This is a genomic window from Arthrobacter sp. P1_B11 (genome assembly GCF_056406715.1).
Map to the genome: position 1 here is coordinate 184,523 of NZ_JBFTZQ010000007.1, position 15,491 is coordinate 200,013.

The 15,491-nt window shown below is 66.1% G+C and carries 14 protein-coding genes; 10 read left to right on the forward strand and 4 right to left on the reverse strand.

The genetic code is table 11. The annotated features are described in order from the left end of the window. From AC1D14_RS08025 to dhaM, 8 genes are all read left to right on the forward strand, one after another. Entirely contained in the window at window positions 1-267 is a 267-nt protein-coding gene (locus tag AC1D14_RS08025) for a hypothetical protein (protein ID WP_230117909.1), read from the forward strand. 137 nt (window positions 268-404) lie between these two features. Then, window positions 405-731 carry a histone-like nucleoid-structuring protein Lsr2 gene (locus tag AC1D14_RS08030; protein WP_230117878.1) on the forward strand — a complete coding sequence of 109 codons (327 nt, stop codon included), beginning with the start codon at window positions 405-407 and terminating at the stop codon, window positions 729-731. A gap of 491 nt (window positions 732-1,222) precedes the next feature. Further along, a complete protein-coding gene (locus tag AC1D14_RS08035; RefSeq protein ID WP_230117879.1) occupies window positions 1,223-3,715 on the forward strand; it encodes an ATP-dependent Clp protease ATP-binding subunit in 2,493 nt (830 codons plus the stop codon). Window positions 3,716-3,901: 186 nt separating this feature from the next. Further along, window positions 3,902-6,025: a S9 family peptidase gene (locus AC1D14_RS08040; RefSeq protein WP_476968279.1), complete on the forward strand. Its 2,124-nt coding sequence runs from the start codon at window positions 3,902-3,904 to the stop codon at window positions 6,023-6,025. 15 nt (window positions 6,026-6,040) lie between these two features. Beyond that, window positions 6,041-6,559 carry an amino-acid N-acetyltransferase gene (locus tag AC1D14_RS08045; RefSeq protein WP_476881528.1) on the forward strand — a complete coding sequence of 173 codons (519 nt, stop codon included), beginning with the start codon at window positions 6,041-6,043 and terminating at the stop codon, window positions 6,557-6,559. A gap of 345 nt (window positions 6,560-6,904) precedes the next feature. Beyond that, on the forward strand, window positions 6,905-7,906 hold the full coding sequence (dhaK, locus tag AC1D14_RS08050; protein ID WP_230117882.1) for a dihydroxyacetone kinase subunit DhaK: 1,002 nt from the start codon (window positions 6,905-6,907) through the stop codon (window positions 7,904-7,906). 2 nt (window positions 7,907-7,908) lie between these two features. Beyond that, window positions 7,909-8,535, forward strand: a complete 627-nt coding sequence (dhaL, locus tag AC1D14_RS08055; protein ID WP_230117883.1) for a dihydroxyacetone kinase subunit DhaL — start codon at window positions 7,909-7,911, stop codon at window positions 8,533-8,535. Continuing rightward, a complete protein-coding gene (dhaM, locus tag AC1D14_RS08060) occupies window positions 8,532-9,272 on the forward strand; it encodes a dihydroxyacetone kinase phosphoryl donor subunit DhaM (RefSeq protein WP_476881529.1) in 741 nt (246 codons plus the stop codon). Before dhaL ends, dhaM begins: the two co-directional genes overlap by 4 nt. A 3-nt stretch (window positions 9,273-9,275) precedes the next feature. Here the strand turns inward: dhaM and AC1D14_RS08065 are convergent, their stop codons facing one another. The 3 genes from AC1D14_RS08065 to AC1D14_RS08075 all read right to left on the reverse strand — a co-directional run bounded on the left by AC1D14_RS08065 (window position 9,276) and on the right by AC1D14_RS08075 (window position 11,441). Then, on the reverse strand, window positions 9,276-9,683 hold the full coding sequence (locus tag AC1D14_RS08065; protein ID WP_354962133.1) for a hypothetical protein: 408 nt from the start codon (window positions 9,681-9,683) through the stop codon (window positions 9,276-9,278). 271 nt (window positions 9,684-9,954) lie between these two features. Next, window positions 9,955-10,773 (reverse strand): HhH-GPD family protein, encoded by an 819-nt coding sequence (locus AC1D14_RS08070; RefSeq protein WP_230117908.1) that lies wholly within the window; start codon window positions 10,771-10,773, stop codon window positions 9,955-9,957. Window positions 10,774-10,994: 221 nt separating this feature from the next. Next, window positions 10,995-11,441 (reverse strand): hypothetical protein, encoded by a 447-nt coding sequence (locus AC1D14_RS08075; protein ID WP_230117886.1) that lies wholly within the window; start codon window positions 11,439-11,441, stop codon window positions 10,995-10,997. 258 nt (window positions 11,442-11,699) lie between these two features. Between AC1D14_RS08075 and AC1D14_RS08080 the strand changes: the two genes are divergently transcribed. Further along, window positions 11,700-12,404: a hypothetical protein gene (locus AC1D14_RS08080; protein ID WP_230117887.1), complete on the forward strand. Its 705-nt coding sequence runs from the start codon at window positions 11,700-11,702 to the stop codon at window positions 12,402-12,404. 15 nt (window positions 12,405-12,419) lie between these two features. On the opposite strand, the gene disA is transcribed toward AC1D14_RS08080, so the two are convergent. Next, window positions 12,420-13,496, reverse strand: coding sequence for a DNA integrity scanning diadenylate cyclase DisA (gene disA, locus AC1D14_RS08085; protein ID WP_230117888.1), 1,077 nt, complete (start codon window positions 13,494-13,496; stop codon window positions 12,420-12,422). Window positions 13,497-13,877: 381 nt separating this feature from the next. Between disA and AC1D14_RS08090 the strand changes: the two genes are divergently transcribed. Beyond that, a complete protein-coding gene (locus AC1D14_RS08090; protein ID WP_230117889.1) occupies window positions 13,878-15,491 on the forward strand; it encodes a peptide chain release factor 3 in 1,614 nt (537 codons plus the stop codon).

Below are 15,491 nucleotides of genomic sequence, written 5' to 3' on the forward strand. Positions count from 1 at the left end.
ATGGAGTATGTAGCCGTACTGCTGCCCTCCCTCGTGGTGGGCCTGATCTTCTGGTTCGCCATGAAGTCGATCTTCAACGCGGACAAGTCCGAGCGCCAGGCCGAGGCCAGGGCGCAGGCCGAAGCCGACGCGCAGGTGGAAGCGGCCGCGCAGGCCGCGGGGCAGGAAAAGAGGCAGCCGGGTACCCGCCCGGATTTGCAGCCGAATGCCCGGGAGGCATTTCCGCCCGCAGGCCCTTCGGCTCCCTCGACGGAATCCGACAAATAACAGGCAACATTTCTTCCCCGGGTTTTCCCCATGGAACCAAAGCGTGTTTTGACGCGTTGCCTTATTGAGGGACATACTTCATAGGGAAACATCCTGCTTTTCTGATTACACGTCCCTTTCCCAAAGAGAGAACTTTGATGGCACAGAAAGTTAATATCGTCCTCGTTGACGATCTGGATGGGGGATCGGCGGACGAAACTGTCCGTTTTGGGCTGGATGGCGTCGGTTACGAAATTGACCTGTCATCTGCCAATGCTTCAGAACTGCGGTCAGCCCTGGAACGCTTTGTTGCAGCTGGCCGCAAAACTTCCGGCGGACGCCCTGCCCGCACCAAGGCAGCAGGCGGACGCAACCAAGACTCTGCGCAGATACGCCAGTGGGCCAGGGACCACGGCTACACGGTTAATAGCCGCGGCCGCATCCAGGCTGAAATCCAGGAAGCGTACCAAAAGGCTAATTCCTAGATTGCTGAAGTCCTGAGCATTAAGAGCGGCGCCCCCGGCCTGACCCGGGGGCGCCGCTCTTTAAGCACCGAGTACTGCACGCGGCATTAATCAGCAGGCTTCCCTCTTTGTTCGGAGGAATCTGCGGGCAACTGTATTCGGTTTACCGAAGGAATCCTCCTCATCCCCGCGAATCTTCGCGGGCGAGCGAAACTTCCTGGCCCCACAGTCCGGATTGGCCCTTCCCGTAGTTCGGCCGGGACGAAATTCCGAATGTTCCGGGTCGGTCATTAAAATCCCCATTTGCGGTCCGGCTGCTAATTAGCGCCCGGGCAGCGCGCAACTGGACGTGAACATGCGCTGCGGCCCTTTCCCGACACCGGAGAGATGGTTCCGGCGGCCCGCGGAAGGAGGTGCGCAACAGTTGCGGTTTCCCCTGTGGCGAACAAGCTCCCCAAGTCATGCCTTGCCCACGTAGCATCAAAGTACGTCGTAGCTAGGAGTGTGGCGAAATGTTTGAGCGATTTACGGACCGTGCCCGTCGCGTAGTTGTGCTTGCCCAAGAAGAGGCACGCATGCTGAACCACAATTACATTGGTACCGAACACATCCTCTTGGGTCTGATCCATGAAGGTGAGGGCGTTGCCGCCAAAGCTCTTGAGTCCTTGAGCATTTCGCTCGACGGCGTCCGCGAGCAGGTGCAGGAGATCATCGGGCAGGGCCAGCAGGCCCCCTCCGGCCACATCCCCTTCACCCCCCGTGCAAAGAAGGTGCTGGAGCTCTCGCTGCGCGAAGCCCTGCAGCTCGGCCACAACTACATCGGCACGGAGCACATCCTGCTGGGCCTTATCCGTGAGGGTGAGGGCGTTGCGGCCCAGGTGCTGGTGAAGCTCGGGGCGGACCTCAACCGTGTCCGCCAGCAGGTCATCCAGCTGCTGTCCGGCTACCAGGGCAAAGAGACCACCGGGGCCGGCGTCGGCCAGGGCCAGGCCGAAGGCACCCCTGCGGGTTCAGTTGTCCTGGACCAGTTCGGCCGGAACCTGACGCAGGCTGCCCGCGAGAACAAGCTGGACCCCGTCATCGGACGCGAGCAGGAAATGGAACGCGTCATGCAGGTCCTTTCCCGCCGCACCAAGAACAATCCGGTGCTGATCGGCGAGCCCGGCGTCGGCAAGACCGCCGTCGTCGAGGGCCTTGCCCAGGCGATTGTCCGCGGCGACGTGCCGGAGACCATCAAGGACAAGCAGCTGTACACGCTGGACCTCGGGTCCCTCGTGGCCGGCTCCCGCTACCGCGGTGACTTCGAAGAGCGGCTGAAGAAGGTCCTCAAGGAGATCCGCACCCGCGGTGACATCATCCTGTTCATCGATGAGATCCACACCCTGGTGGGTGCCGGTGCCGCTGAAGGCGCGATCGATGCGGCCTCGATCCTGAAGCCCATGCTGGCCCGCGGCGAGCTGCAGACCATCGGCGCCACCACGCTGGATGAGTACCGCAAGCACATCGAGAAGGACGCCGCCCTCGAGCGCCGCTTCCAGCCCATCCAGGTCAAGGAGCCTTCGGTTGCGCACGCGATCGAGATCCTCAAGGGCCTGCGTGACCGCTACGAGGCGCACCACCGCGTCACGATTACCGACGGCGCCCTCGCCTCGGCAGCGAACCTCTCCGAACGCTACATCTCGGACCGCTTCCTGCCGGACAAGGCGATCGACCTCATCGACGAAGCCGGTGCCCGGCTCCGCATCCGCCGCATGACCGCTCCGCCGGAGCTCAAGGAGATGGACGAACGCATCTCCGAGCTGAAGATGGAGAAGGAGTCCGCGATTGACGCGCAGGACTTCGAAGGCGCCGCAGCGCTCCGCGACAAGGAGCAGAAGCTCATCACCGAGCGCTCGGAGAAGGAACGCCACTGGAAGACCGGCGGGATGGACGACATCTCCGAGGTTGACGAGGACCTGATCGCTGAAGTCCTGGCCAACTCAACGGGCATTCCGGTCTTCAAACTGACCGAGGAAGAGTCCTCGCGACTGCTCAAGATGGAAGACGAGCTGCACAAGCGCGTAGTCGGCCAGAACGAGGCCATCCGGGCCCTGTCCCAGGCCATACGCCGCACCCGTGCAGGGCTGAAGGATCCGAAGCGCCCCGGCGGCTCGTTCATCTTTGCCGGCCCCACCGGCGTCGGCAAGACCGAGCTGGCCAAGGCCCTTGCCGAGTTCCTGTTCGGCGAAGAGGACGCCCTGATCACCCTGGACATGTCCGAGTACTCGGAGAAGCACACGGTATCGCGGCTCTTCGGTGCCCCTCCGGGCTACGTCGGCTACGAAGAGGGCGGTCAGCTGACCGAGAAGGTCCGCCGCCGTCCGTTCTCCGTGGTCCTGTTCGACGAAGTTGAAAAGGCCCACGCGGACCTCTTCAACTCCCTGCTGCAGATCCTGGAGGACGGCCGCCTGACCGACTCCCAGGGCCGTGTGGTGGACTTCAAGAACACCGTGATCATCATGACCACCAACCTCGGCACCCGGGACATCTCCAAGAGCGTCGCCACCGGCTTCCAGTCCGGCACGGACACGCAGACCGGTTACAACCGGATGCGGGCGCGGGTCACGGAAGAGCTCAAGCAGCACTTCCGGCCTGAGTTCCTGAACCGTGTTGACGACGTCGTGGTGTTCCCGCAGCTGACCCAGGACGAGATCATCGAGATCGTGGACATGTTCGTGGGCCGCCTCGAGAAGCGCCTCAAGGATAAGGACATGGGAATCGAGCTCACCACGGCAGCCAAGGTGCTCTTGGCCACGCGCGGTTACGATCCCGCAATGGGTGCGCGGCCGCTGCGCCGCACCATACAGCGCGAGATTGAGGACCAGCTGTCCGAGAAGATCCTCTTCGGAGAGATCCACGCGGGCGACATCGTTGTGGTGGATGTGGACGGCGAGGGAGACGAAGCCAAGTTCACCTTCGCCGGCAACGCCAAGCCGCGCATCCCGGAGATCGCTCCGAGCGCCTAGGCTCCAGCCGCACTCTGCTCCATCGAGGCCCCGCCCGCACCCGCAAGGGAGCAGGCGGGGTCTCCTGCGTGCCGCTGCCGCAGCGCACAGGCCGACCACACGTACCGCCTGCGTAGTCTGAAAGTACTGTTTCACTGTCAGTGAACGCATCTGTGATCCACGGCACAGGCAGTGTTGAATCGGCACATGGCTTCTGATGACGCAGCGATCCTGCGCGACCAACCTGCGACCCCCTTCCACGACGTTGGCCACTATCTGGCGATCCCGCGCGTCAGCGGCCTTGCCCTGAGCCCGGACGGGCGCCGGCTGGTCACCACCGTTGCCACGCTGAACAGCACGGGCACCGAGTACGGCACGGCCCTGTGGGAAATCGACCCTGCGGGCGAGAAACAGGCCCGCCGGATCACGCGCAGCGCCAAGGGCGAGGCCGGTGCCGTGTTCGCGGCCAACGGGGACGTTTACTTCACCTCGGCCCGCCCCGATCCGGAGAAGACGGACACCGACAGTGACCCCGTGAACGCCCTCTGGCTCCTGCCAGCCAGCGGCGGCGAGGCCCGGGTGGTGCTGGCCCGGGCCGGCGGCGTGGAGAAGGTCATGGCGGCGAGGAACGCGGACGCGGCTTTCGTCGCGGCATCGGTGCTTGCCGGTTCCACGGACGAGGACAACGACGCCGAACGCCGGAAAGCGCGCAAGGACAACAAAGTGGCGGCCATCCTCCACAGCGAATACCCCGTGCGGTATTGGGACGCCGACCTCGGCCCCGCGCAGCCGCGCCTCTTCGCAGTGGAACCCGGGCCCGACAAGGAGCCGTCAAAGCCAGACACGGTGGACAGCGCCGCGCCCCTGAAGCTGCGGAATCTCACCCCGAACGCGGGATCCAGGCTCCGCGAGGCCGAGTCCGTTGTCAGCCCGGACGGCACAACCATCTACACGAGCTTCGCCAAGCCCCTGCCCAAGGCGGACCTCCGCTCGGTCCTCGTGGCCGTGGACGTCGCCACCGGCACGCAGAAAGTCCTTCTCGACAAGGAAGGCATGAGCTACTTCCCGGGCCCGGTCAGCCCCGACGGGCGGACGCTCGCCGTTGTCAGTGAAAGCGACACGACTCCCCAGGAGGCCCCGCAGGTCAAGCTTCACCTGCTCGACGTGTCCGGGGAGGCGGACGCGGAAGGCCTCACGCCACTGGCCCACGACTGGGACCGCTGGGCCCACCCTGAAGCGTGGCTCCCGGACGGTTCCGCACTGCTGGTCACGGCTGACGACGACGGCGCGTCCCCGGTTTTCAGTGTCACGGTTGCGGCAGGAGCCGCCCGGGGGAGCGTCGCCCGGGTGACGCCGGACGCAGCCGCCTACACCGACGTCGTGGTCTCACCTGACGGCCGGAGCGCGTACGCGCTGCGCAGCTCCTACGAGTTTCCGTCGGAACCGGTGCGCATCGATCTCGCCGCCGAGGCGGTCACCAGGCTCCCGGCACCGGCCGGGCGGCCGCACTTTGAGGGGACGCTGGAGCGCGTGGAGACGACCGCGGCGGACGGCTCCCGGATTCCCGCTTACCTTGCCCTGCCGGCGGGGGCGTCAGCGGAAAGCCCGGCACCCCTGCTCCTCTGGATCCACGGCGGCCCGTTGGGATCCTGGAATGCGTGGACGTGGCGCTGGAACCCCTGGCTGCTCACGGCCAAAGGCTACGCGGTCCTGCTGCCGGACCCGGCCCTGTCCACGGGCTACGGCCAGGCGTACATCCAGCGCGGCTGGGGCGGCTGGGGCAAGGCGCCCTTCACCGACCTGATGGCGATCACAGACGCTGTGGTGCAGCGGCCGGACATCGACGAAACGCGGACAGCCGCGATGGGTGGATCCTTCGGCGGCTACATGGCGAACTGGGTGGCCGGGCAGACCAGCCGGTTCAAGGCGATTGTGACCCACGCCAGCCTGTGGGCACTGGACCAGTTCGGGCCCACGACTGACGCCTCGCAGTACTGGCTCAAGGAAATGACGGCGGAGATGGCGCTGGAGAATTCGCCGCACCTCCATGTGGAGAAGATCAGGACGCCCATGCTCGTGATTCATGGGGACAAGGACTACCGGGTGCCCATCGGCGAAGGCCTGCGGCTTTGGTACGAACTGCTCTCCAAGTCCGGGCTCGCCGCCGACGAGAACGGGCAGACCAGCCACCGCTTCCTGTTCTATCCGGACGAGAACCACTGGATCCTGCAGCCGCAGCACGCCAAGGTCTGGTACGGCGTGGTTGAACACTTCCTCGCCAAAAACCTGCTGGACAAGAACATCCCGCTGCCTGCCGAACTGGGCCTGTGAGCTGGCCGCCGTAAGATGGGGGCTGTGACTGACTCCTTCACCATCCGCCCCGCCCGCACCAGCGACGTGACTGCCATCAAGCGACTGGTGGCGCCCCTGGCGGAGCAGCGGATCCTGATGGCCAAGGAGACAGTGGCCTACTACGAAAGCCTGCAGGAGTTCCGGATTGCGGAGTCGACCGACGGCGAGGTGATCGGCTGCGGAGCCCTGCACGTGATGTGGGAGGATCTCGCGGAGGTCCGCACGCTGGCTGCTTCGGACGCCTGGCGCGGCCAGGGCGTTGGCCATGTCCTGGTGGAAAGCCTCCTGGAGGAAGCAGCGGCGCTCGGCGTCTCGCGCGTGTTCTGCCTGACATTCGAGGTGGACTTCTTCAAGCGGCATGGCTTCGAGGTGATGGCCGATCAGTCGGCGCTGGACCCCCAGGTCTACTCGGAACTGCTGCGCTCGCACGACGAAGGCGTGGCAGAATTCCTGGACCTCGCCCGGGTTAAGCCGAACACGCTCGGCAACACCCGGATGATCAGGACCCTTTAGGTTCCTTGCCGGGGGCGTTGCGTCGCCGGGCGGGCGGCTGCCCGCCCGGGTTGATGCTGCCGCTCTCCGAGCGTTGCCCGCGCCGAATTTACGCTGGAACAGACCAAGATCCGCTCAACTTCCCCAAAGTCATATCTTTCCTTTTGTACATTTGCTGGATAAACTTTTCGGACGCCGGAAGGGACAGTCATTGGGGGCTGTCCCTTCCGGCGTTTCCGCAGCTGGGGCCGCGGTTTGGGCACATGGCAGCAGCCAGAGCTACCGAAGGGGCGGTGCCGGTAGTAGGGTCAAAGCACATCCTGACCGATGTCAATGACGAAGCACCGAGAGCCCAGGAGCCCGGCCGTGAAAAAGCTCATTAATGACCCCCGCGCTGTGGTGGACGAATCAGTGGAAGGCTTCGGGCTTGCCCATGCCGACCTCGTGACCGTCAGCGCAGAACCGAAGTATGTCACCCGCCGGGATGCCCCCGTTGCGGGCAAAGTTGGCCTTGTGTCCGGCGGCGGCAGCGGGCATGAACCGCTCCACGCCGGTTTCGTGGGTCTGGGAATGCTCGACGCCGCCGTGCCGGGCGCCGTCTTCACTTCACCCACCCCCGACCAGATCCTCCCGGCCACCCTCGCCGTCAATTCGGGGGCAGGAGTGGTGCACATCGTCAAGAACTACACCGGTGACGTCCTGAACTTCGAGACGGCCGCGGAAATGGCGCAGGCAGAGGGGGTGGAGGTCCGCACGGTGCTGGTCAACGACGACGTCGCCGTGGAGGATTCCCTGTACACGGCCGGCCGCCGGGGTGTGGGCGGCACAGTGCTGGTCGAGAAGATCGCCGGTGCCGCAGCCGAGCGCGGTGACGACCTTGACGCGGTGGCCGCCATCGGGGACCGGGTGAACCAGAATGTCCGGACCATGGGCGTGGCCCTCTCCGCATGCACGGTCCCGCACGCGGGCAAGCCCAGCTTCGACCTTGAGGACAACGAAATCGAGATCGGCATCGGAATCCACGGCGAGCCGGGGCGGCACCGGATCGCCATGGAACCCGCGGACGGCATTACGGACCGCCTGATGGAGCCGATACTGAGCGACCTCGGCGTGGCTTCCGGAGACAAGGTACTCCTCTTCGTCAACGGCATGGGCGGCACGCCGCTGGGCGAGCTCTACATCGTGTACCGCCGCGCGGCCCAGGTCCTGGCGGACAGGGGCGCCACCGTGGAGCGTTCGCTCGTGGGCAACTACATCACATCGCTCGAAATGCAGGGCTGCTCCATTTCGGTGCTGCGGCTCGACGACGACATGACGGCGCTGTGGGATGCCCCCGTCCACACCGCCGCCCTGCGCCGGGGCGTGTGACCGTGACCCTGGACGTCACCTGGGCTGTCAAGTGGCTGACGCTGTCCGCGCAGGCCATGGCCGAGCACCGGGTGGAGCTCATCGAGTTGGACAGGGCGATCGGCGACTCGGACCACGGTGAAAACATGGACCGCGGCTTTCAGGCCGTCCTGGACAAGCTGGCTGAAACCCCGCCCGAGACTCCCGGGGCTGCGCTCAAGCTGACAGCCATGGCTCTGATGTCCAAGGTGGGTGGCGCGGCGGGCCCGCTCTATGGCACGGCGTTCCTGCGGGCGGCAACGGCTCTGGGCGACGCGGCATATGTCGATGCTCCGGCTCTCGCCGCAGCGCTCGGAGCCGCGCGGGACGGCATCGTCGCCCGGGGCAAAGCCGAGTCCGGCGACAAGACCATGGTGGATGCGTGGACTCCGGCCGTCGAAGCGGCCATGGCGGCGGCAGGTGACGGCGACACACTCGCGGTGCTGATCGCGGCGGCCGAGGCGGCCGAAGCCGGCGCTGTGGCCACCGATCCCCTCGTGGCCCGCAAGGGACGCGCAAGCTACCTCGGCGAGAGAAGCGCCGGGCACCGCGATCCGGGGGCGGCCTCCAGCGCCCTGATCCTCCGGGCAGCAGCCGGAGCCGCCGCATGACCGTGCGGATCGTGGTGGTTTCCCATAGCGACAAGATCGCCGACGGCGCCGTGGAACTGGCAGCCCAGATGGCGCCGGACGTGATGATGGTGCCGGCCGGCGGAACCTCGGACGGCGGAATCGGCACCAGCCTGGACAAGGTGATGGCCGCCCTCGAGCAGGCATCAGGCGGCGACGGCGTGGTGGTGCTTACCGACCTCGGATCAGCCGTGATGACCGCAGAATCGGCCCTGGAGTTTGCCGAGGGAACGGCTACTGTTCTGCTCGCCGACGCGCCGATTGTTGAGGGCCTGGTGGCGGCGGCCGTGGCTGCGCAGGGCGGCGCCAGCGTCCATGCTGTCAGGCGCGCTGCCGAGGCCACCCACGGTTACCCCGCCTCACGCCCCAAGGACGAGCAACACGTTCCTGCGGGTGGGCATGCCCCTGCCAGGCACGGAACTGCGTCCGCGGGCGCCTTTGCTGAGGACGGCCAGACGCCGCCGGATGCGAGCGGAGACTTTGAGCTGGTGAACCTGGCGGGCATGCACGCCAGGCCTGCGGCGAAGATCGCCGGCGGCATCTCCGGGATGGACGCCGAGGTCACCGTGAACGGCGTGGACGGGGCATCGATGACCGGGCTCATGACGCTGGGAGCAGGCAAGGGGTCGGTGCTGCATGTGGAGGCGTCCGGTCCGGATGCGGAGCGCGCGGTCGAATATGTCGGCAGCCTCGTCAGGGCAGGTTTCGGCGAACCCTGATGGCTAGCCTGCCGTGCCGTCCTGACGGAGACCGGCTGCGTTCAGCACCACCGACGCCGAAACGAACCGTCCGCACTGCTCGCCGAAGGGGTAATTCCCCTTGGGCGTGAAGTGCAGGGTCCGGGACGGAAGCGGTTTGCCGTCCCTGAGGGCCCCCGTAACCGTGACGTCCAGGGGCGACTCGCTCAGCGTGGCCAGCTGGAGGATGCCCCTCTTAGTCCCGTCGGGTGAGGACGTGGCGGAGCAGACGCTGCCGGGGCCGTAGCCGCCCGGCGGCTCGGCATCGGGGGAGCAGCCCTGGTCTGCCGATGCAGTGCCCGGTACCAGTTGAACGTCCGCCGCCTTGCAGGTGCCGTCCTGGCAGGCCTTGACGTGGAGCGCCTTGACCGCGGCAGCGTAGTCATTTGCCACTGTCACCGCCACCCCGGGGGCCTGGGCAATCGACGGACACGCGACCTCGAACGACTGACAGCCGGAGACGAGGACTGTTGTTGTGATTGTGGCCAAAAGTACCCCTGCCTTGCCCATACTTCAGCGTAGAGCCGCTGCCGGGCAGCCCGGTCCGCCGCACGGAAACTGGTGCAGACATCGTTATGGCCCTGGGCGCATCGACTCCCAAACTGTGACCAAAACGCGCCCCCGGCTCCAGGTTTCCGGCCGGGTCCGGCCGGGCCTGCACTCATCAGCCGGGCAGCCGGTAGCCGCCCTGATGGAGCTCGGTAAGGCCGTCCTCCAGAAGCCCGGCGAGTGCCCGCTCGAGCTGTTCCGGGGCCGAGTTCAGCCGGTGCAGGGCGGCGAGCGGAACGCCGATCCCGGACGCCTCGAAGCCGAGATCTGCAGGTGCCTGCTGGAACATTTCCGCAGGTATGGGTGCATCAGCCAGCCGAAGCACGGCCATCACGGCACCGCGGACCTGCCGGTCCGTGCCGTGCCATGCCTGTCCTTTCGGCGTGTACGACGGCGGCGGCTCACCGGCGGCCCGCCAGGCGCACCTTTCGCGTACCGGGCACGCGGAACACTTCGGCGCGCGCGCCGTGCAGACCAGGGCGCCCAGCTCCATGACCGAAGCGTTCCACCGGACTGAAGTGCCGGCGTCGTCCGGCAGCAGCCCTGCCGCCAGCCGCATTTCTGCTGCCGTCAGCGCGGGCGACGGCAGCGCCGTCCCCGAAAAGAGGCGCGCATGGACGCGCCTGATATTGGTGTCCACCACGGTCTCGCGCCGGCCATAGGCAAAGGCGGCGACGGCGGCAGCGGTGTAACTGCCGACGCCCGGCAGGCTGAGCAGCTGGGCGTAGTCCGCGGGCACCTGCCCGCCGTGGTCCTGCCCGATGGCAACGGCTGCGGCGTGGAGCCGGAGGGCGCGCCGCGGGTAGCCCAGCCGGCCCCAGGAACGGACGGCTTCTCCTGCGGGTTCTCGGGCGAGGTCCGCCGGCTCGGGCCAGCGGCGGAGCCATTCCTCCCAGACAGGCAGGACGCGCACCACGGGCGTCTGCTGGAGCATGATCTCGCTGACAAGGACGCCCCAGGGCGGGCAGGCGGCTGACCGCCACGGCAAGTCCCGCGCCTCAGCCGCGAACCAGCTGCCCAGGGAATCGTGGATCTCGGTCAGCTCCGGACGGGCGGTCGCGGACGTGGCGGGGTAATCGGTTGTGGTTTTGATGCCAACACTCTAGTTGAAATCCGCTCGGTTGAAATCCGGTCGGGCGAATCGGAGCGGAACTGTCAGCTGGCCTCCTGGTGTACGTCCGGGCTGGGTTCCGGCCGGTGATAGAGGCGCTTCACGTGGCCGTGGATGGTTTCACCGCCCCGGCCATTCGCAGCCGGCACGGCCAGTGCAACCACGAAGCTTGCACCTTCGGCGTCCACTGACCGGATGGTCAAGCTCCGGGTTCCGGGTGGAATCGAAGGCGCAAAGAACTGCAGCTGCCGGGAACCGATCGTAGCAACCTGGTCGAGCCCGTACTCGGTACCGAAATGATCGTGGATGACGATTTCTGGGGTGTGGGGTTCGGTTCCGTTGGTTGAAGCCAGGTGCAGGTTCACCACGATGCCGGTGTCCCAGATCTCAACGGCGAGAACTGTGAACTCCGTCCCGTGGCTCTGGTGTTTTCCGAAAGTCAGCGGCAGCAGGACGCGTTCGAGTTGACCGCCAGACACATGATCTACCATCAGTGGTCCTTTCCTACTTGGCCCGATAAGTGGTAACCGGGATTCAATTTTAGTAAGCGTGCTGACAGTTGTCACGGGAAATTGTGCAACGAATTGGGCATGGTTTGTGCCGCGGCACGGCGTGGTGGGGCACCGGAAACCCCGGCGTTCTCTAGCCTAGAAAGACGGGCAGGCGGCAAACCGGCATTCGGGTTGTGCCGGTCCCCGGCGCCATGGGCGGCCGCGAAAATCAGCAGACACAACGGGGACGAAGAAGCAGTGAAAACACCGGCAGGAAAAACATCGGCAAGCAAGGCGCCGGCGGGCAAAAGCACAGGAAAAGGCGCCGGCGTTACGGCGCCCCGTGCCGCCCGCAAGCCGAGCGCCGCCGTCTACCGCCGACGTCGGCTGTTCGCCGGGGGAGCGCTCCTGCTGGTCCTGGGACTCACGGCGGGCGGCGTTGCCACCGTGTCCGGCGCCCTGAACGCCAAGACGGAGCAGGCTTCCTCGACTGAAGGAGGGGGCGCATCCGAGCCGAGCGGCGGCCAGACTGCGCCGGCGGCCTCCGCCGCTCCGTCCGCCACGCCGACGGCGTCGCCCACCTGCGACCAAAAACTCGTGACGGTCTCGGCGGCCACAAACAAGACGTCGTATGGTCCGGACGAGAAGCCGGTACTCACGCTGAAGGTAGCCAACGGCGGAAAGCTGCCGTGCAAGGTGAACATCGGCACATCCCAGATGGAGTACCTCGTCACCAGCGGTTCTGACCGGATTTTCTCGTCAAAGGACTGCCAGGCTTCCAGCAACGACCTGGTAAAGACGATCGCCCCGGGCAAGAGCGAAACCGCGAACTTCCCCTGGCCCCGCAACCGCTCCGTGCAGGGCTGCGAGAAGATCTCGGACGCGGCCGGCGCCGGATACTACGTGTTCATTGCCAAGCTCGGCGCCAAGGTAAGCCCGCCCACCGTCTTCCAGCTGAACTGACACTCTGACCAGGATCTAGAGGAAGCGGTCCAGCAGGCTGGCTTCGGCCATGCGGCTGAGGCCTTCACGAACTGTGCGGGCGCGCTGGTCCCCGATTCCGTCCACCGTCATGAGATCGTCGATGGTGGCGGCCATCAGGTGCTGCAGCCCGCCGAAGTGGTCCACAAGCCGGTCCGCCACGGCCTTGGGGACGGCCTTGAGCCCGGAAAGGAGCCGGTAGCCCCGCGGCTGCACCACGGCGTCGAGGGTGTCCACTCCGCCCGCGAAGCCGATGATCCCGGCGATTTTTCCTAGGTCGATCAGTTCGGTGGGGCCGAGGCTGAGCAGCGCGTTGACGGCGCCGTCGATGTCCTCAGGGGAGGCCTTCGGCCCGGCGTAGTCGCGGATGATGATGTCGCTGCCCGGCCCGCGGCCAACGGTGAGCTCGTCCAGCTGGAGGGACAGCAGCCTGCCGTCCTCACCCAGTTCCAGCACATACTGCGAGATTTCCTCGGAAATCCGGCGCACCATTTCCTGGCGCTGCAGTGTGACGGCCACGTCCCGGACGGTGACCATGGCCTCGATCTCCAGGGCGGACAGTGAGCTCGTGACCTGGTCCAGCCGGGACCGGTAACGTTCGAGCGTTGCGAGGGCCTGGTTGGCGCGGGCCAGTACCTTTTCCGAACCCTCCAGCACGTGCCGCAGCCCGTTCACGTACAGCGCGATGATCTGCATGGACTGGCTCACCGAGATCACCGGAACGCCGGTCTGGATGGCCACCCGCTCGGCGGTCCTGTGCCGGGTGCCGGATTCCTGCGTCTCGATGCTCGAGTCGGGCACCAGCTGCACGGCGGCGCGGAGGATGTTGCCGGCGTCCTTGTCGCAGATGATGGCACCGTCCATTTTGGCCAGTTCGCGAAGCCGTGTGGGGGAAAAGTCGATGCCAATGTCGAAGCCGCCCGAACAGATCGATTCGATGGTCCGGTCCGAGCCCAATACGATCAGTGCGCCGGTGCGTCCGCGGAGAATGCGTTCCAGGCCATCCCGCAGGGGGGTTCCCGGGGCTACCCTCCCCAAAGTCGCCTTCAGCGATTCTTCAGGGCTCCGAGCCATAAACATTCCCTTCACAGGTGCAGGCCGGGCCTGCAGGTATGCCGGTTTTCGGAAGTCTGCCGGCAGGATCAAAAGTACTCGGTTTCCCGCTTGCACCATCCTAGACGTAGATTACAGCAACAACCGCACAGACAAGCCTTAAAGTGCCCCATTTGAGACCTGCGGGGAGGGCGTTCGGAGTGCACCCGACGGCGGCCGGCGAGACTCCATTTTGGCCCTGTTTCGGCGTTGCTTCCGGCCCTGCGATAAACTTGAACCCTTGGCTGGTGCGCCCTGCCGCCGCCCGCCTCCAGATTCCGGGAACCCGGTTTCCAGGAATCCGGTGTCAAGTCTCCATTCCCACATCCAGGGTCCTCCGCGGATCCCAGCGAAAGTAGCACCGTGTCCCAAGAAGTCCTCAGCCCCGCCCGGGTCCACGAGATTCACAAGCAGGCGGCCCGGCGCCGGACGTTCGCTGTCATCTCCCACCCGGACGCCGGCAAGTCCACGCTGACAGAGGCCCTGGCGCTGCACGCCAAGGTGATCGGCACGGCCGGCGCGTCCAGCGGCAAGTCCAACCGCAAGGAAACGGTCTCGGACTGGATGCAGATGGAAAAGGACCGCGGCATCTCCATCAGCTCCGCTGCGCTCCAGTTCTCCTACCGCGACACCGTCATCAACCTGCTGGACACCCCGGGCCACGCCGACTTCTCCGAGGACACGTACCGGGTGCTGGCCGCCGTCGACTGCGCAGTGATGCTCGTGGACGCCGCCAAGGGCCTGGAAACGCAGACCATGAAGCTCTTCGAGGTCTGCAAGCAGCGCAACCTGCCCATCATCACCGTCATCAACAAGTGGGACCGCCCGGGCCTGGACGCCCTGGCGCTCATGGACGAGATCACGGAGCGCACCGGCCTGCAGCCCATGCCGCTGACCTGGGCCGTGGGCATCTCCGGCGACTTCCGCGGCGTGTGGGACCTGCGCAATGACAGGTTCGCGCGGTTCCAACGGAACAACGCCGGGGCCAACATCGCCCTCACCGAGTACTTCACCCCGGAGGAGGCAGCGGAGAGCCAGGGCAACAACTGGACCGACGCCGTGGACGAGGCCGGACTGGTCATCGAATCCAACCTTGAATTCAACGTGGAGAGCTTCCACGCGGGCAAGGCCACCCCTATCCTGTTCAGCTCCGCCGCGTTGAACTTCGGCGTCAAGGAGATCCTGGACGCTCTGGTTGACTTCGCGCCGCCCGCCGCGCCGCGTCCGGACGTCGAAGGCCAGCCCCGTGCTGTTGAGTCACCGTTCGCAGGGTTCGTCTTCAAGGTCCAGGCCGGCATGAACAAGGCCCACCGTGACCACGTGGCCTTCATCCGCGTCTGCTCGGGCGTGTTCGAGCGCGGCATGGTGGTTACCCAGACGCGCACCGGCAAGTCCTTCGCCACCAAGTACGCCCAGCAGGTTTTCGGCCGCGAACGCGAGGTCATCGACGAGGCCTTCCCGGGCGACGTCGTGGGGCTGGTCAACGCCTCGTCGCTTCGGGTGGGGGACAGCCTTTTCCTCGAGGAGCCGGTGGAGTTTCCGGCCATCCCACTGTTCGCGCCCGAGCACTTCCAGGTTGCGCGTTCCAAGGACCCCAGCCGCTTCAAGCAGTTCCGCCGCGGCATCGAGCAGCTCGAACACGAGGGCGTCATCCAGGTGCTGCGCTCCGACGTCCGCGGTGACCAGGCACCGGTGCTTGCCGCCGTCGGCCCCATGCAGTTCGAAGTGGTGGAGGACCGCATGGCGCACGACTTCAGCGCACCGATGCGGCTGGAGCGCCTCCCGTACTCCATGGCGAGGATTTCGACGGCGGATGCCATGCCCGCGCTGGCCAACGTGGTCGGGGCTGAGGTTCTTCTGCGGTCCGACGGCGAGTACCTCGCCCTGTTCAACGACGTGTGGGCGCTGCGCCGCATAGAGAAAAACCACCCTGACCTCACGCTGGTGCCGATCGGGACGCACAACCCGGCCAAGTAG